The organism is Hymenobacter caeli (assembly GCF_013294115.1).
In the GTDB taxonomy this organism is placed as follows: Bacteria; Bacteroidota; Bacteroidia; order Cytophagales; family Hymenobacteraceae; genus Hymenobacter; species Hymenobacter caeli.
On the sequence record NZ_JABSNP010000016.1, the window covers coordinates 64,262 to 81,450 of the forward strand.

The following is a 17,189-nucleotide window of genomic DNA, read 5'->3' on the forward strand; positions in this document are numbered from 1 at the left end:
GGGTAAGGGGCCCAAAACTACGGGCGCAGCCGGCCTTTGCCCAAGGCCCGATTTGGAAAATCTAAAACCAGCGCTTTACCTTTGGCGCAGCAGTTCTTTCTGAAAGGATTGTTTTTATAGAGAGGCGCGGAGAGACAGGCTCGACGAACCGCCGGCAACCCCCAGCTACCCGCTGGCACGGTGCCAATTCCTGACCATATAAAAACGAATTGCCATGCGCCCCCATTGCTCCCCGTTCGGTACGTCTCTGCTCACTCCCCTGGTCCCGGTCCAGCGGTGTTGGGCCCCAACGATGCCCGGCCGGGGTTGTTGAGGCCACTCGACTTTCCCCGGCTACCGGCGCGGGCCCGCGGGCCGCGTCCCCGGTGCCGCCGCGGTTAGCGGCGCATGCGTCTGGCGGCCATTTTTCTTCACCCGTGGGTAGTTAATGCGTTCGGCCCGCCGGGCTGGCCGGTGCGCGTTGGCGCGCCGGGCTGGTTCGCCGGAAAGATTGATTAATTATTCGGCAGTGAATGAAAAACAGCGAGAAAAGGACGGGGTAATTTCCCATTTTCACATCTTTAATTTTTACATTTCTTAACTTCCTCATGCCCCACCTCGAAGTATTGCCCCGCGCGCAGGCCCCCGCCGCCGCCCAGCCCACCTACGACGGCCTGCACGGCAAACTGGGCTTCGTGCCCAACCTCTACGCCACGTTCGCCCACTCGCCGGCGGCCCTCAACGGCTCCATCGGCTTCGGCGCGGCCCTGGCCAAGGGCGAGCTGGACGGCCGCGAAATCGAAGCCATCTACCTCGCCGCTTCCGAAGCCAACGCCTGCGCCTACTGCATCGCCGCCCACACCACCGTGGGCCAGCTCCAGGGCCTGAGCGAAGCCGAAACCCGCGGCGTGCGCACCGCCCGCACCGGCGACGCCAAGCTCGACGCCGTGGCCGCCCTCACCCTCGACGTAGTGGCCAGCAACGGCCGCCCCGCCCCCGCCAGCCTCGACCGCTTCTTCGCCGCCGGCTACAGCAAGGCTGCCCTGGTGGAACTCATCGGCTTCGTGGCCCTGAACACGTTCAACAACTACGTGCAGCACATCGCCCAAGTGCCCATCGACTGGCCCGCTTTGCAGGAGCAGGAGGCGTAAGTGGCAGCAGCTTAACGTAAAACAGGGCGCTTTCCCGGCTGGAAAAGCGCCCTGTTTGTTGCTGGAGGGCCTAAATATTTAGGACTACCTTAGTTTTTTGACTCCTGGAACGGTGTAGAGACGCATCTTTGCGTCTCAGGATTGAACGACTTGTCCAACGGCTTTCGATTCTACCGTTCAACTCTGAAACGCAAGGATGCGTCCCTACAGCGTACGGGCGTTAACTCAAATAGCCGCTAAGCCGCCTTACCGGCCGCGGCGTCCTTTTTCATGGCCAGCCCAAGCGCCACTGCCAGCCCTACCGCAATGGCCAAGCCCGCTGCTGCCGTGGCGATGCGCCAGGGCTCGTGCGTGGCCAGGGCGTGCAGGAAACCGCGCAGCGCGAACAGCATAAACAATGAGTTCAGCACCAGCGGCAAGGTGAATTTTTTCATGGGAGGCGGCAACTAGTGGTTGGGGAAGGGGCGCTTGCGGCGGCAACTTACAGTCCGCCGCCGGAACGCCCTGCGCCGGGGCCCCCGGGCCGCCCGCTACGCCGCTAACTTGCGGCCCCTAACCCACCTCACCGCCGCTATGCGCTACGCCCCCCTGGCCCCCGAGCTTTTTGTTGAAAACCGCCGCCGCTTCCGCGAGCTGCTGCCGGCCAATTCGTTGGCCATTTTCCAGTCCAACGACGTGATGCCCACCAACGCCGACGGCTCGATGGGCTTCCGGCAGAGCAGCGACTTGTTCTACCTCACGGGCGTCGACCAGGAGGAAAGCATCCTCGTACTGGCGCCCAACGCGCGGCTCGAAAGCCACCGCGAAATCCTGTTTCTGAAGGAAACTTCGGACCTGATTTTGGTGTGGGAAGGCCACAAGCTGACCAAGGAGCAGGCCCGCCAAAACGCGGGCATCCCCACCATTATGTGGCTGGAGAGCTTCAAAACCGTGCTGCCCGCCCTGATGAACGAGGCCGAGCAAGTGTATCTGAACTCGAACGAGCACATCCGGTCCGTGGTGGACGTGGAAACGCGCGACGCCCGCTTCATCAAGGCCATCCAGGCGCAGTACCCGCTGCACACCTACCGCCGCGCCGCGCCGCTGCTGCACCGGCTGCGCGCCATCAAGGGGCCCCAGGAGGTGGAGGCCCTGCGCACGGCCTGCAACATCACCGAAAAAGCGCTGCGGCGGGTGCTGGGCTTCGTGCGGCCGGGCGTGTGGGAGTTCGAGATTGAGGCCGAAATCGTGCACGAGTTCCTGCGCAACCGCAGCCGGGGCCCCGCCTACGGCAGCATCATCGGGAGCGGTAAAAACGCCACCGTGCTGCACTATACCACCAACGACGAGCAGTGCCAGGCCGGCGACGTAATTCTGATGGACTTCGGCGCCGAGTACGCCAACTACGCCGCCGACCTCACCCGCAGCATCCCGGTCAGCGGCAAGTTCAGCCCCCGCCAGCGCGAGGTCTACGAATCGGTGCTGGCCGTGATGCGCTACGCCGAAACCCAACTGCGCCCCGGCAACGAAATCGAAGCCTACCACAAGAGCGTGGGTGAAAAAATGGAGCAGGAACTCACCAAGCTCGGCCTGCTGAAAGCCGAGGACGTAGCCGCCCAAAACCCCGACCAGCCGCTCTACAAAAAGTACTTCATGCACGGCACCAGCCACTACCTGGGCCTCGACGTGCACGACGTGGGCGCCAAGTACCGCACCTTCGAGCCGGGCATGGTCTACACCATCGAGCCGGGCATCTACATCCCCGACGAAAACCTGGGCATCCGCCTCGAAAACGACTATCTCCTCACCGCCGACGGCAACGAAAACCTGATGGCCAGCATCCCGCTTGAAGCCGACGACATCGAGCGCCTGATGCAGCAGGGAAATTAAAAATGAGGAGTTAAAAATGCCCGTCTGGTGGTTCAGACGGGCATTTTTAACTCCTCATTCTTCATTGATAATTCTTAATCGCCTTTCCCCGTTGCTTGCACCAGCGCGGGCAAGTACTTGCTGAGAACTTCCACCTCGGAACGGCTGAAATTACCGTCCACGGCCACGAGTACGAACGAGTCGGCCGCGTCGGGAAGCTGGCCGGTGGCGGCAAACTCCGTCACTTTGTCGCCGCTGCCGCGCGTGGACACCTGGTAGCTGCTGGCGGCGGGGGCCCCAAGGCTCAGGGCAGTATACTTCTCGCTTTGTAACACGCCGGCAGCCTCCTGGCGCAGGCCCTGCTGGGCCAGGTCGCGGGCGGCGGCCGTGGTGGGCGCGAAGCTGATGACCCGCGCCGAGCGGATGCTGGTGATGGCGTTGCTCAAGTCGGAGCCGCCCAGCAGTTTAGCGGCTTTCACCAGGGCCAGGCGCTGGAGCAAGTCGGCCGACCACGCGGTGGTGTGGAAGCCGGGCTGGCCTTCGTATTTCTTGAAAAACGCAGCCACGGTGCGGGTCTGCCCGCCGCCGGGGCCGCTGGCGCGGCAGCCCGCCAGCAGCAGCAGGCACACGATGAAAAAGGAAGCGAGGAGAAAAATCGGGCGTTTTGGCATGGGGCGCGGGCGGCGGGAAGTGAACAGCCGCCGGGCCGGCTTCGCAAACGCCGGGCCAGCCCTGGGATTTCAGTGTACAGTGAACAGTTAGCAGTGGGCAATTGAAACGATTAATTGCTCATTATCAATTGCTCATTGTGTGTTCAAAACGCCACCGCGTTCAGGAAAAACACGTCGCGGTCGGGGCTCCCGGGGCGGCGCACGCGCTGGAAGCCGCTGGCCACGAGGCGCGTGCCGTACCAGGGCAGCAGCTCGTCGGGCTCCGAATCGAGCACCTTGCCGGGGGCATCGGCGGGCGGCGTGAAGATGGGCACGGCCAGGTCGTTGGGGCCCGGTTCGGCGCGGTCCACCAGCTTGTAGTGCAGCTGGTCTTCGTAGAGGTAGGCCAGGGCCAGGCGGCCGTCGGGCAGGGGCAGCAGGCGCACGGTTTCCTCCAGGGTGCGCCGGTGCACGTCGTTGAGCACGTAGGTGTTGTCCCACAGCAGGTTGCCGGCCCGGTCGAAGCCGCACACCACCACGTGGCTGGTCTGGTAGCCGTCGGCGGTGCGGGGGTTGCCGTAGTAGCTGCCCATGCCGGTGGGCAGGTCGAAGGGGGCCCCGGCGTAGCCGGGCAGGCCGCGGCCGTAGTAGCGGCTGTTGCCGTAGGGGGTGCTGCGGTAGTGGGGGGCGTACACCTCGGCGGCCAGCACGTAGCCGCCGTCGGCCTGGGGCAGCAGCTCGTGCAGCAGCAGGCGGTAGCGCCAGCGCTGGGGCTCGGCGGCGGTGGCGTCGATGCGCTCGTTGCGGCGCTCGAGGCGGGCCAAGTGGGCGGGGTTGAGGTAGTCGAAAAAGTGCTTGAGCCGCCGGAAATCGTAGAAGCGCAGCGACGAGTGCAGGCCCGGGTCGGCGTTGAGGTCGGTGGCGAACAGGCCCTGGGCGTACTCGGGGTCGCGCAGCGAGTAGGTGCCCGTCAGCAGGCGGGCGCTGGTGTCCTGGAGCGGGCTCAGCTGGGCCGTGATGAGGCTCCGCTCGCTCTCGGCCTGCACGTACTCGGAGCTGACGAGCTGGCCGCGGTCGGTGAGCTGCTTGAGCAGCAGGCGGCTCTTGCGGCCGTTGGTTTGGGTGACGACGTACTCGGCGCGGCCAGCGGCGGCATCGGCCACGAAGCTGAGCTGGGTAGGGATTTGCTCGTACACCGACGAGAGGAATTGCAGGCGGCCGGTGGCCACGTCGAGCAGCAGGGCCGTCACGTGCAGGCCGTCGGCCAGCATCACGGTGGCAAACAGGCGGCCATCCAAGGCCTTCATTTCCAATACGTCGCGGGCCATCTTGGTTTCGAACACCTGCGTCAGGGCCTGGCCGCCCCGGGCGTCGTAGGCGGCCACCAGCAGCCGCCCGGGGTTGTCGACCGAGCTGAACAGGGCGTACACGATGCTGGGCTCGGCGCACAGGCGCACGAAGTTGAACTCGGCGGGTACTTCCACCGCCCGCTCGGCCCGCAGGTGCAGGTTGTGGTCGTACTGCTGAAAAGCGAACAGCGTCTCGCGGCTCAGCGGCGACTTGGGGCGGCCCAGCAGCAGCACCACCGAGCTGTCGGCGGGCAGGGGCTGCACGTGGGCCTCGCTGGTGCTGGGGTCCAGCTCCAGCTCGAGGCGGGCCGCCTGCGTGGGGGCCCCGGGCGGCGGCGGGGGCGGTGGCTCTTTGCGGCGCTGGGCTTGCAGCGGGCCCCCCGCGCCCAGCAGCAGGCCCGCCGTCAGGAGCAGGAAGTACAGTGTTTTCATGCCGAAGGCAGTTACTTGCCGGCCAACCACGCGGCCCCGGCAGCGGCCGTATTTTAAAGGTACGGCCCCCGGCGGGGGCACGCAAGCCGCGCCATGTTACGGCGGCGGCCCGCCGGCCGTTGCGGGCCCCGGCTAGGGGGTGCCCAGCGCCAGGATGAGGTCGAACTCGTCGGGCCGCACGGGCAGCACCGACAGGCGCGACTGCCGCAGCAGGGCCAGCTCGGCCAGCCGCGGGTCGGCCTTGAGGGCGGCCAGCGCCACGGGCCGCGCGAGGGCTCGCACCGGGCGCAGGGCCACCGCCACCCAGGGGCCGTCGGCGTCAGCGGTAGCGTCGGGCGCGGCCGGGGCGGCCACCTCGGCCAGGCCCACCACGGCCTTCTCGCTCACGCTGTGGTAAAAGAGCACCTGGTCGCCGGGCTGCATGAGGCTCAGGTTGTTGCGGGCCTGGTAGTTGCGCACGCCGGTCCAGGCCGTGCCGTCGTCGCGCAGGAAGTCGGCCCAGGAATAGGCCTCGGGTTCGGATTTGACGAGCCAGTAGTTCATGGCGGGAAAGAAGCGAAAAATAGATTTTAGTGAAACCATGTATGTACATTAAATGTATATACATTTGCAAACCGGTTGCGCGCTGCCCACGGCCGCCGCCCCGGTTTTATCTCCAAAACTATTCCTCCCTGCCCTCATGGCCCGCACCGTTCTGCACCCCGCCGCCACCCGCGGCCACGCCAACCACGGTTGGCTCGACTCGTACCACACCTTCAGCTTCGCCAACTACCACGACGCCAACCGGATGCACTTCGGGGCCCTGCGCGTGCTCAACGATGACACCGTGCACGGGGGCATGGGCTTCGGACGCCACCCGCACCAAAACATGGAAATCATTTCCATCCCGCTGGCCGGCGACCTGGAGCACCAGGACTCGATGGGCAACAAAACCGTGATTCGCCAAAACGACGTGCAGGTGATGAGCGCCGGCACCGGCGTGGCCCACTCCGAAAAAAACCACAGCCCGAAGGAAACCGTCAAGTTCCTGCAAATCTGGGTGATCCCCAACGCGCAGAACGTGGCCCCGCGCTACGACCAGCAAACTTTTCTGCCCGAAGCCCGCCGCAACCAACTGCTGCAAGTGGTATCGCCCAGCCCCGACGACGCCGGCGTGTGGCTGCACCAGGACGCCTGGTTCCACCTCGGCAACCTCGACGCGGGCTTCGAAACCGAGTACAAGCTCAAGCAGGCCGGCAACGGCGTGTACGCCTTTGTGCTGGCCGGCGACGTCACCATCAACGGCCAGGCCTTGCACCGCCGCGACGGCTTCGGCCTCTGGGAAGTTGACAAGCTCGCCATCAAGGCCGACAGCAGCGCCGAATTGTTGCTGATGGAAGTGCCCATGCTCGGCTAGGGGCCCGGGCGGCCGGCTTTGCGTCGGCTACCCGGCAATTGCTGTCCATTAACGTTCAACATCAAGTACATGCAAACCCACCTCACCCGCGCCGCCGACCGGGGCCTCAAAGACATCGGCTGGCTGCAAAGCAACTTCACGCTCAGCTTCAGCTCCTACGCCAACCCGCTGCGCAACGGCTTCGGGCTGCTGCGGGTGTTCAACGACGATTTTGTGCAGCCCGGCGGCGGCTTCGGCACCCACGGGCACGCCAACATGGAAATCATTTCCGTGCTGCTGGCTGGCTCCATGAACCACAAGGACTCGCTGGGCTACTCGGAGGTGATAACGCCCGGCGGCGTGCAAATCATGAGCGCCGGCGCGGGCCTGCGCCACGAGGAGTACAACGTGGGCGAGGACGAGGTGAACTTCCTGCAAATCTGGATCGAGCCCAAGCTGCAAAACGTGGGGCCCCGCTACCAGCGCCGCCAGTTCCCGGAGGAGAAGCGCCGCAACCAGCTCACCACCATCGTGAGCAACGAGGAAGGCCAGGCCCACTGCTGGATCAACCAGAACGCCAAGCTCTCGCTGGGCCACTACGAGCAGCCCACCGCGGTGGACTACGCCCTCAAGCCGCTGAATAAGCTGGTGTTCCTGTTCGTCATCAGCGGCACCGTGACCGTGGCCGGCCAGGAAGTGGGCACGCGCGACAGCCTGGGCATCTGGGACACGGATGCCATCCGCCTCGAAACCAGCGCCGACGCGCGGTTTTTGCTCATTGAGGCCCCCATTAACCACTAAACACCTGGCTTTTAGTTGAATTAGCGAGAGAAAGGCGGTCATGCCGAGCGCAGCCGAGGCATTTCGCGTACCGCAGTAAACCATCGATTGAGTTAGTTCAGCACGCGAGATGCCTCGACTGCGCTCGGCATGACGGTCTTTTATAACTCCTTTGAATGGCTTGCCTGCATGGCCCGTTCATTTCCCTCACCGTAGCCTTTCAACCACATAAACCCATGAGCAAGCAATTGTTAATCGGCATTGACAACTTCGTGGCGGCGGGCACCGACCCGGCCACGGGCCGCGCCATTGCCCCGGCCGACCGGATGCAGCAGCTGCTGGAGGAAATTGTGCTGGCCGACGAGGTGGGCCTCGACACGTTCGGCATCGGCGAGCACCACCGGCCCGACTTCCTCGACGCGGCCCCGGCCATGATTTTGGCGGCCGCCGCGGCCCGCACCAAGCGCATCGGCCTCAACAGCGCCGTGACCGTGCTCAGCGCCGACGACCCGGTGCGCGTGTTCCAGAACTTTGCCACGCTCGACCTGCTCTCGCAGGGCCGCGCCTCGCTGGTGGTGGGCCGCGGCTCGTTCACGGAGGCCTTCCCGCTCTTTGGCCTCAGCCTGAACGACTACGACTCGCTCTTCACCGAAAAGCTGGACTTGCTGCTGAAAATCCGCGACAACGCCACCGTCACGTGGTCGGGCCGGCACCGGGCCCCGCTCAAAAACCAGGGCATTTACCCGCGGCCGGTGCAGGAGAAGCTGCCCATCTGGCTGGGCGTGGGCGGCACGCCCGAGTCGTTCGTGCGGGCCGGCACCCTGGGCCTGCCGCTCATGGTTGCCATCATCGGCGGCGAGCCCCACCGCTTCCGCCCGCTCGTGGACCTGTACCGCGAGGCCGGCCGCCGCGCCGGCCACCCCGCCGCGCAGCTAAAAGTGGGCATCCACGTCTTCGGCTTCGTGGGCGACACCACCCAGCAGGCGGCCGACGATTTCTACCCCGGCTACGCCAAAATGTTCACCACCATTGGCCAGGAGCGCGGCTTTGCGCCGCCCACGCGGGCCCAGTACGACGCCACCCGGGGCCCCCGCGGCGCGTTCATGATCGGCGACCCCGAAACGGTGGCCGCCAAGCTGCTGGCTGTCAGCGAGTCGCTGGGCGGCCTGGCGCGCATCTCCATCCAGATGACCAACCTGCTGGTGCCCCACGCCAAAATGCTGCACGGCATCGAGCTGCTCGGCACGCGGGTCGCGCCGCTGGTGCGCGAGGCGTTGGTATCGGCTTAGTTGTTAGTTTAAAAAGTAGCCGGAAAAGGCCGTCATGCTGAGCCTGTCGAAGCATCTCTCCCGCAGCAGTAAACATGATTACTTGCGCGGTAGAGATGCTTCGACTGCGCTCAGCATGACGGCCTTTCTTCATCCTTTTTCTCCAGAAATAACTACTTGCCGAGCAGCGTTTTCAAGTACGCCTCGAAGCCCGCGGGACCTCCGCTGACGTAGCCAATCTTGCCCAGGATTTTGCCGTCGGGCGCCACCACCACGGCCAGCGGAAACTCGCCCTCGCGGTTCAGTTGGGCCTTGGCCGCCTCGTTGCGCTTGAGTTGCGCGGGCGCGGGCTGGTTCTGGGGTTTCTGCGGGTAGTCGAAGTGGGCCAGCACCAGCCGGTCCTTGGCGTAGGCCACGAAGGCGGGCTGGGCAAACACCTCGCGCTCGTACTTCACGCACGGCGCGCACCAGTCGGAGCCCGAAAACACGGCCACAATGGGCCGATTGGTGGCCTTGGCCTGCGCCTGGGCGGCGGCCAAATCATTAAGGCCCCAGTTAGCCACCAGTTTAGCGGGCGCGGTGGTGGGCGCGGTTTGGGCCGCGGCGGGAAGGAGGGGAGCGGCGGCCAGGGCCCCTAAAAGGGCAACGCGGAGGAGCATGGGGAAGAAATAAAAATTGTCATTCCGAGCGCAGCGAGGAATCTGCGGCAATGCTTGGCCCAGATTCCTCGCTGCGCTCGGAATGACAGACGTGCAAAAACTACGCCCGGGTGGCGGGGGTGCCGTAGCCGAAGTTTTCGGCCGGCTCGCCGGTGGTGGCCAGGGGCACATCGTCCACGTCGTCCACGGTAATGGTGAGCAGGCCGGCGATGATCATGGCCGCGCCGCCCACCATCAGGGTGTAGATGGATTGGCCGTGGAAGACGTGCTTCGTGAGGGGCCCCAGGATGAGGCCGGCCGCGCCCTGCGGCAGCACCACAAAAAAGTTGAATACGCCCATATAGTAGCCCATTTTATTAGACGGTAGGGCCCCCGCGAGCATGGCGTAGGGCACGCTCAGGATGCTGGCCCAGGCAATTCCCACGCCCACCATCGACAGCAAAATGTAGTGGTAGTCGTGGATAAAGTAGATCGAAATCAGCCCCAGGCCGCCCAGCACCAGGGCCAGCATGTGGGTGAAGCGCCGGCTGGTGCGGCGCGCCACCAGCGGCAGCAGCAGCGCCATCACGGCCGACAAACCGTTGTAGACCGAGAAGCATACGCCCACCCAATCACCGCCCTTGTTGTAGAGTGCCGAGGTGGTGTCGGTGGTGTGGAACACGTGGCTGGTGACGGCCTGCGTGGTGTAAATCCACATCGAGAAGAGCGCGAACCACGAGAAAAACTGCACCACGGCCAGCTGGCGCATGGTTTTGGGCATCTTGAAAATGCCGGCAAACGACTCCCGGAAGCCGTGCGCGATGCCGGACGTGCGGGCCTTTTCAGCCTCAAACTCGGCCAAATCGGCCGGCGGGTACTCGCGGGTGCGCAGCACCGTCCAGAGCACGGCCAGGAAAAACACCACGCCGCCCGCCGTGAACGAGTAGCGCACCGACGCCGGGATGTGGCCTGCCGCCGCCACGTTGGCCACGTGGAACCAGTTGGTGAGCACCCAGGGCAGCGACGAGGCCACCACGGCCCCCACGCCGATGAAAAACGTTTGGGCCGCGAAGCCGGTGGTGCGCTGCTCCGAGGGCAGCAAGTCGCCCACCAGGGCCCGAAATGGCTCCATGCTGATGTTGATGCTCGAATCCATGATCCAGAGCATACCGGCCGCCATCCACAGGGCCGTCACGTTGGGCATCACCAGCAGCGAGAGTGACGCCAGGATGGCGCCCACCAGGAAGTAGGGCCGGCGCCGGCCCCAGCGCGGGCTCCAGGTGCGGTCGGAGAGGTAGCCGATGATGGGCTGCACGATGAGGCCCGTGGCGGGCGCGGCCAGCCACAAAAAGGCAATTTCATCGGTCTTGGCGCCCATCGTCTCGAAAATCCGGCTCACATTGGCGTTTTGCAGCGCAAAGCCGAACTGGATGCCGAGGAAGCCAAAGCTCATGTTCCAGATTTGCCAGAACGTGAGGCGGGGCTTGGCGTGGGTAGAATGGGCGGACGTAACGGCTCCAGCGGCCATAGCGAAGTGGGTGGGATGTAGGGAGATGGAGAAGGAAGATGGGGCCCCGGGGCCCCATTTCCAAATCTATTTTTTCAATTCTACCACCATCACTGTGCGGGCGGGCACGGCTATGGTTTGCAGGTCGGGCACAGGGGCCCCGGTCACCACGTCCTGGCCCGAGGCAAAGCCGGCGGTGCGCTCGGCGAAGCGGCGGCCGTCTACCTGCTTGGCGTCCTTGGTGTTGTTGGCGATGACCATCACGCACTCGCCGGCGTCGGTGTAGCGGAAGTAGGTGTACACGCCGTCCTGCGGGATGAATTGCATCAGCTTGCCGCTGCTGAGCACGGGGTGGCTTTTGCGGTAGTTGGCCAGCTTGGCCACGTAGTCGAAGGCCTCGCCGGCGGGCCCCGGGCGGGCCGCGAAGTAGTTGGTTTTGTCGCTGGCCCAGCCGCCGGGGAAGTCCTCGCGCACCTTGCCGTCGGGGTCCGAGAAGTTTTTCATCAGCACCTCCGTGCCGTAGTAGAGCTGCGGCGTGCCGCGCAAGGTCAGCAGCCAGGCCAGGCCCATTTTGTACTTGGCGAAGTCCTCGCCGATCACCGAGTAGAACCGGCTCATGTCGTGGTTGTCGAGGAACGGCACGTTGCGCGTGGCGTCGGTGTACATCCAATCGCCCTGTAGGGCCCTATACAGCTTGGTCAGGTCGCCGCCGTCACCCTTCAGGACGTCGCCGATACCGAAGCAAATCTGGAAATCGAGCACGCCCGGCAAGTTGGACTTAAAGCCGTTGACGGGCGGCAAAATATTCTGGGCGAAGAACGCCTGCTCGGCCTCGGTGCCCTCCCAGGCCTCGCCAAACAGGGCCAGCTTGGGGTACTCGTCGGCAATGGCCTTGCCCCAGGCCATCAGGAACTGCGGCTCCGAATACGGGTACGTGTCGATGCGGTAGCCGTCGAGGCCGGTGCTCTCCACCCACCACAAGAAGTTCTGAATCAGGTACGTGGCCACCAGCGGATTGCTCTGGTTCACGTCGGGCATGGTGGTATCAAACCAGCCGTCGTTTTCCAGCTTACGGTCAATTTTGGCGCCGTACGGGTCGTTGAGGACGAAGGCGTTGTAGTTGCTGCGCGTGAAGGTGGGAAACGCGTGGAACCAGTCGGCCGCCGGCTGGTCGCGGAACAAGTGGTGGTAGCTGCCCCAGTGGTTCAACACAATGTCCTGCACCACTTTAAGGCCTTGCTTGTGGGCGTTTTTCACAAACTGCACGTACTCGGCGTTCGTGCCGTAGCGCGGGTCCACCTTGTAGCAGTCCGTCACGGCGTAGCCGTGGTAGCTGGCCTTGGGCATGTCGTTCTCCACGATGGGCGTGGGCCAGATGGCCGTGGCCCCCAGCTGCTTCAGGTAGCTGAAGTGGTTCTCGATGCCCTTCAAATCGCCGCCGTGGCGGGCGTACATCGAATCGCGGGCCACGTGGTTCACACGGGTGCCCCGCACCACGTCGTTTTTGGGGTCGCCGTTCGCGAAACGGTCGGGCATCAGCATGTAGATGAAGTCGGCCTGGGTGAGGCCTTGGGTGCGGGCCGGGTCTTGGTTGCGGGCCCGTAGCTCGTAGGCGCGGGTGGTTTTTTTCTTTCCGTCGAGGAACAGCAGCGTCAGCTGGCCCGGCTTGGCATCGGGCGCGATGGTGAGGTTGACCACCAGGTAATTAGGGTTTTCCAGCTTCTGAATACCGTCGAGTGCCACGCCTGCGTAGCGCAGGCTCGCCAGGCTGGCCCCGATGCCGGGGCCGTGCACCAGCAGCTGCAAATGCGGGTTTTTCATGCCCACCCACCAAAACGTGGGGTCCACACGGTCGATGGCGGGCGCGGCTTTCTGGCCGTGGACGGGGGCGGCCGTCGGGGCCCCCAGCGGGGCGGCCCGCAGAGCCGAAGCTACCAGGGCCCCGGCCAGAACCAGCGCGAAAAACGGGAATATTTTCATGGGAAGAGCGAGGTAAGCAGCACCAAAACTTGCCGCGGCCAGCACGGCCGCGCCGGGGCGGCGGGTACTGGCGGGCGCGGACAAACGCGGGCGCGGGGCCCCACGCGGGCCGCCGGGCAGCGCGGAAAAGTACGGCTACCTGCCGAAACTTTGACGAAAAAGTATCAATTGCTCCACCGGTCTGGGGCCGCTACGGCCGCCGCAGCCGCAGTACGCCTTGGTGCAGCGAGATGATTTCCAGGGTGTAGTCGGGGGTGCTGCCGTCGTCGAGGTGCACGCGCAGGTGGGTGGGGTCGGGGGCCGTCCAGGTGCCATCGTGCCCGGCCAGGCCGTCGGTGGGCGCAATGTCGAACTGCTTGAAGCGGCCCGCCGGCCCAATGGCGAAACCTGTGCGGCCCCGGCTGGGCTTGAAGCGGTAGGTGTTGGGCCGGTAGGCGAGGGTGTCGGCGCGGTCGTCTTCCGGCGATTGCAGCCAAGTGCCTTGCAGCTCTTTGGCGGCGACGGGTAGGGCTGCGCGGCGCGGCTGGCACGCCGCAGCCAGCAGCAGTACCGGTATAAATACCAACCAGCGGGACGAAATAGGGGCCATGAGCGTTGGAATAAGTAAGCAAAAATCAAAGCGTTGGGGCTGGGCCCGCGGTAGAAAAGCCGTTGGCCCGGCCCCGCAAGCTACGCCCGGCGGTACCTTCGCTGCCCCCTAACGACCCTTTCCCGTGGACAACCGCGCCCTTACCCGCGCCTTCCGGCTGGCGGCGCAGCTCATGGAGCTGCACGACGAAAACCCCTTCAAAATCCGGGCCATCGAAGGCACTGCCACGGCCCTGGAGGCCCTGAGCTTCCCAGTGGCCGAGGTGGAGCGCCCCGGCCTGCCCGACCGCACCGGCCTGAGCAAAACTGCCGCCGCCAAAGTGGCCGAGCTGCTCGACACGGGCACGTTCTCCGACTTGCAGCGCCTGCTCGAAATCACCCCGCCCGGCGTGGTGGAGCTGCTGAAAATCAAGGGCATTGGCCCGAAAAAGATTAGGGCCCTGTGGCGCGAGCTGGGCATCGAAAGCGCCGAACAGCTGCGCGACGCCGCCGAGGCCGACCAGGTGAGCAAGCTCAAGGGCTTTGGCCAGAAAACCCAGCAGGGCATCCTGGAAGCCCTCGAATTCACCGATCAAAGCAAGGGCAAGCTGCTGTATCCGCAGGCCGAGGAACTGGGCGAAGCCCTGGCCCGCCGCCTGCGCGAAACCCTCGGCACCGAGCAGGTAGCAGTAGCCGGCGAAACCCGCCGCCGCCTCGAAACCGTGGAAACCGTGGCCCTGGTGGCCGCCACCGACGCGCCCGAAAAGGCGCACGAGCTGCTCAATTCGCTCGAAGGCCTGGTGCCCGCGCCGGCGCTCTCGGGGCCCTTCGCCTGGCGCGGCACCGCCGCCGGCTCGGGCGCGGCCGTGGAGGTGCTGCTGGTGGCGCCCGAAGATTTTGTGAACGAGCTGTTCCTTCAAACCGCCACCGAAGCGCACCTGGCCGAGCCGCTGCCCAGCGCCGCCGGCCAGGGCCCCGGCCAGCCGGCCACCCTGCGCCAGTGGGCCCGCCGCGAGAAATTCGCCCAGGAAGAGCTGATTTACGAAAAAGCCGGCCTACAATACCTGGTGCCCGAGCTGCGCGAGGGCCTGGGCGAAATTGCGCTGGCCGCCGAAAACAAGCTGCCCCGCCTGCTCGAAGACGGCGATATCCGCGGTTCGCTGCACAACCACAGCACCTACTCCGACGGCAACCACTCGCTGCGCGAAATGGCCACTTGGCTCCGCGACCACGGCTTCGAGTACCTGGGAATATGCGACCACTCGCAGGCCGCCCACTACGCCAACGGCCTCAGCGCCGACCGCGTGCGCCAGCAGCACCAGGAAATCGACCAGCTCAACGCGGAGCTGGCGCCCTTCCGCATTTTCAAGGGAATAGAGAGCGACATCCTCAGCGACGGGGCCCTGGACTACGCGCCCGACGTGCTGGCGAGTTTCGATTTCATCGTGGCATCGGTGCACTCCAACCTGAAGATGGACGAGCGCAAGGCCACCGACCGCCTGCTGCGCGCCATTGCCAACCCGTACTGCACCATGCTGGGCCACCCCACCGGCCGCCTGCTGCTGCGCCGCCAGGGGTATCCCATTGATTACAAGGCCGTCATCGACGCCTGCGCGCAGCACCAGGTCATCATCGAAATCAACGCCAACCCCTGGCGCCTCGACCTCGACTGGCGCTGGGTGCGCTACGCCCTCGACCAGGGCGTGCAGCTCAGCATCAACCCCGACGCCCACCACACCGACGGCTACGCCGACACCCGCTACGGCGTGCTCATGGGCCGCAAGGGTATGCTAACCAAGGAGATGACGTTCAACACGAAATCGGTGGACGAGGCCGCCGCCTACTTCGCTGCCCGCAAAGCCGCCATCAAGCCGCCGGAAGTTTTCAAAGCTTCGCTATTCGAGTAGGTACCACTGGCTGTTGGCCATTAGCTGCTGGCTGCTAGCTTTTTGTGCAAAGGTCCCGAAGAAAGCTAACAGCCAGCAGCTAATGGCTAACAGCTAAATGATGAAAATCCTCGTTCTCCGCTTTTCCTCCATCGGCGACATCGTGCTGACCACGCCCGTGGTTAGGGCCCTGGCGCAGCAGGTGCCGGGCGCGGAGGTGCATTTTGCCACCAAGCCCGCCTACCGGGGCCTGCTGGAGCCCAATCCGTACATCGCCAAAGTGCACGTGCTCAGCGGCTCGCTGCGCGAGTTGGTGCGCGAGCTGCGGGCCGAGAAGTTCGATTTTATCGTCGATTTGCACAACAACCTGCGCACGCGGCTGCTCAAGCTCCAGCTCAACGTGAGGTCGGCCAGCTTCGACAAGCTGAACCGCCAGAAGTGGCTGCTGGTCAACTTCAAAATCAACACGCTGCCTAAAATCCACGTCGTGGACCGCTACCTGGCCGCCGCCGCGCCGCTGGGCGTGCGCAACGACGGCCAGGGCCTCGACTACTTCATCCCTGAAAGCCAGGAAATCGACCTGCGCGACCTGCCCGCGGGCTTCCAGCGCGGCTACGTGGCGGTGGCCATCGGGGCCCAGCACGCCACTAAGCGCCTACCCGTCGAAAAGCTCATCGAGCTGTGCGCCAAGCTCAACCGGCCCATTGTGCTGCTCGGGGGCCCCGAAGACGAAACCACCGGCCACGTCATCGAGCTGGCGTTCGACGCCGGCGCGGGCCGCGCCGAGCCCACGGCCCGCATCCCCGAAAGCCCGTATTATTTCCCCAAAACGTCCTCCCTGCACGCCTTCGCCAACCCGCTCATCCACAACGGTTGCGGGCGCTACTCGCTGCACCAATCGGCCTCGCTGGTGCGGCAAGCGCAGCTGGTGGTGAGCCACGACACGGGCCTGATGCACATCGCAGCAGCCTTCAAAAAGGAGATTTTTAGCGTGTGGGGCAACACGGTGCCGGCCTTCGGCATGTACCCCTACAAAACCGAATTCCGTGCCCTGGAAGTGCTGAACCTGAGCTGCCGCCCCTGCTCCAAAATCGGCTTCGCGAAATGCCCGCAGGGCCATTTTAAGTGCATGAACGACCAGGCGTTAGATTTGAACCTGCCGCCGCCCCGCGACGGCCGCTAGGGCCCCTTCACCAACCCGCGAAGCCATGTCCGACATCTGCCAGCACCTCGCCCACATCACCCACATCATCCCGGATACCAAGCACGTGTGCCCCGAGTGCGTGGCCCTGGGCGACGCCTGGGTGCACCTGCGCACCTGCCAGGAGTGCGGCCACGTGGGCTGCTGTGACGATTCGAAGAACAAACATGCCACCAAGCACTTCCACGCCGTGGGCCACCCCGTCATCGCCTCCGCCCAGTCCGGCGAGCGGTGGCTCTGGTGCTACGTGGACGAGCAAATGGTGGAATATTAGGGGCCCATTAAGAACCCACCAGCGCCCCTGAAAGGATCAACCAAACTTTTTGCGCGGCGCACGCATATTTGCCTTACAAAAAATAAGGGGCCAAACCTCACGGCTCAGCCCCTTACCCTACTTAATCCAGTGTTCGGCGGCCGTTAAGGCTCCGCCGCCCACCAGAAATCAAAGAAGCCATTTTACCAGCCCTTCGGGTATTCGGACGTCAAGCCTGAACTTAACCTCCGATTTCGCACGTTCCTTTTCCATATGGATGAGAAGATTAGGTGCTCCAACACCTACTTCTTGAACCCTCGGTCGC

16 protein-coding genes and 1 riboswitch are annotated in these 17,189 nt (G+C 64.7%); of the genes, 8 read left to right on the top strand and 8 right to left on the bottom strand.

The window, feature by feature from the left end:
- The first annotated feature begins 111 nt into the window (after positions 1-111).
- Positions 112-205, top strand: a riboswitch (SAM riboswitch).
- Positions 206-587: 382 nt separating this feature from the next.
- Positions 588-1,130, top strand: coding sequence for a carboxymuconolactone decarboxylase family protein (locus HNP98_RS15845; protein ID WP_173811142.1), 543 nt, complete (start codon positions 588-590; stop codon positions 1,128-1,130).
- Positions 1,131-1,366: 236 nt separating this feature from the next.
- Here HNP98_RS15845 and HNP98_RS15850 read toward each other — a convergent pair whose 3' ends face one another.
- A complete protein-coding gene (locus HNP98_RS15850; RefSeq protein WP_173811143.1) occupies positions 1,367-1,564 on the bottom strand; it encodes a hypothetical protein in 198 nt (65 codons plus the stop codon).
- Positions 1,565-1,703: 139 nt separating this feature from the next.
- Between HNP98_RS15850 and HNP98_RS15855 the strand changes: the two genes are divergently transcribed.
- A complete protein-coding gene (locus HNP98_RS15855) occupies positions 1,704-2,999 on the top strand; it encodes an aminopeptidase P N-terminal domain-containing protein (RefSeq protein ID WP_173811144.1) in 1,296 nt (431 codons plus the stop codon).
- A gap of 74 nt (positions 3,000-3,073) precedes the next feature.
- Here the strand turns inward: HNP98_RS15855 and HNP98_RS15860 are convergent, their stop codons facing one another.
- The 3 genes from HNP98_RS15860 to HNP98_RS15870 all read right to left on the bottom strand — a co-directional run bounded on the left by HNP98_RS15860 (position 3,074) and on the right by HNP98_RS15870 (position 5,952).
- Complete coding sequence (locus HNP98_RS15860; RefSeq protein ID WP_173811145.1) at positions 3,074-3,649, bottom strand: DUF4252 domain-containing protein; 576 nt, start codon at positions 3,647-3,649, stop codon at positions 3,074-3,076.
- A gap of 143 nt (positions 3,650-3,792) precedes the next feature.
- Entirely contained in the window at positions 3,793-5,409 is a 1,617-nt protein-coding gene (locus HNP98_RS15865; RefSeq protein WP_173811146.1) for a hypothetical protein, read from the bottom strand.
- 132 nt (positions 5,410-5,541) lie between these two features.
- Positions 5,542-5,952: an EVE domain-containing protein gene (locus HNP98_RS15870; protein WP_173811147.1), complete on the bottom strand. Its 411-nt coding sequence runs from the start codon at positions 5,950-5,952 to the stop codon at positions 5,542-5,544.
- Positions 5,953-6,088: 136 nt separating this feature from the next.
- Between HNP98_RS15870 and HNP98_RS15875 the strand changes: the two genes are divergently transcribed.
- The 3 genes from HNP98_RS15875 (at position 6,089) to HNP98_RS15885 (ending at position 8,853) form a co-directional block, all read left to right on the top strand.
- Entirely contained in the window at positions 6,089-6,805 is a 717-nt protein-coding gene (locus HNP98_RS15875) for a pirin family protein (RefSeq protein ID WP_173811148.1), read from the top strand.
- A 69-nt stretch (positions 6,806-6,874) separates the two neighbouring features.
- On the top strand, positions 6,875-7,585 hold the full coding sequence (locus tag HNP98_RS15880; RefSeq protein WP_173811149.1) for a pirin family protein: 711 nt from the start codon (positions 6,875-6,877) through the stop codon (positions 7,583-7,585).
- 227 nt (positions 7,586-7,812) lie between these two features.
- Positions 7,813-8,853: an LLM class flavin-dependent oxidoreductase gene (locus HNP98_RS15885; protein WP_173811202.1), complete on the top strand. Its 1,041-nt coding sequence runs from the start codon at positions 7,813-7,815 to the stop codon at positions 8,851-8,853.
- Between the two features lie 152 nt (positions 8,854-9,005).
- Here HNP98_RS15885 and HNP98_RS15890 read toward each other — a convergent pair whose 3' ends face one another.
- From HNP98_RS15890 to HNP98_RS15905, 4 genes are all read right to left on the bottom strand, one after another.
- Entirely contained in the window at positions 9,006-9,491 is a 486-nt protein-coding gene (locus tag HNP98_RS15890; RefSeq protein ID WP_173811150.1) for a thioredoxin family protein, read from the bottom strand.
- Between the two features lie 100 nt (positions 9,492-9,591).
- Positions 9,592-10,998, bottom strand: coding sequence for an MFS transporter (locus HNP98_RS15895; protein WP_217425801.1), 1,407 nt, complete (start codon positions 10,996-10,998; stop codon positions 9,592-9,594).
- 66 nt (positions 10,999-11,064) lie between these two features.
- On the bottom strand, positions 11,065-12,957 hold the full coding sequence (locus HNP98_RS15900) for an alpha-amylase family glycosyl hydrolase (RefSeq protein ID WP_173811151.1): 1,893 nt from the start codon (positions 12,955-12,957) through the stop codon (positions 11,065-11,067).
- Between the two features lie 190 nt (positions 12,958-13,147).
- Positions 13,148-13,546, bottom strand: coding sequence for a hypothetical protein (locus tag HNP98_RS15905; RefSeq protein WP_173811152.1), 399 nt, complete (start codon positions 13,544-13,546; stop codon positions 13,148-13,150).
- Between the two features lie 124 nt (positions 13,547-13,670).
- Here HNP98_RS15905 and HNP98_RS15910 point away from each other — a divergent pair, with 124 nt between their 5' ends.
- The 3 genes from HNP98_RS15910 (at position 13,671) to HNP98_RS15920 (ending at position 16,885) form a co-directional block, all read left to right on the top strand.
- Positions 13,671-15,431 (top strand): helix-hairpin-helix domain-containing protein, encoded by a 1,761-nt coding sequence (locus tag HNP98_RS15910; protein WP_173811153.1) that lies wholly within the window; start codon positions 13,671-13,673, stop codon positions 15,429-15,431.
- 100 nt (positions 15,432-15,531) lie between these two features.
- The gene (locus HNP98_RS15915; protein ID WP_173811154.1) at positions 15,532-16,593 is read left to right on the top strand and encodes a glycosyltransferase family 9 protein; all 1,062 of its coding nucleotides are present in this window, start codon (positions 15,532-15,534) and stop codon (positions 16,591-16,593) included.
- A 25-nt stretch (positions 16,594-16,618) separates the two neighbouring features.
- The gene (locus tag HNP98_RS15920) at positions 16,619-16,885 is read left to right on the top strand and encodes a UBP-type zinc finger domain-containing protein (RefSeq protein ID WP_173811155.1); all 267 of its coding nucleotides are present in this window, start codon (positions 16,619-16,621) and stop codon (positions 16,883-16,885) included.
- Positions 16,886-17,189: the final 304 nt, after the last annotated feature.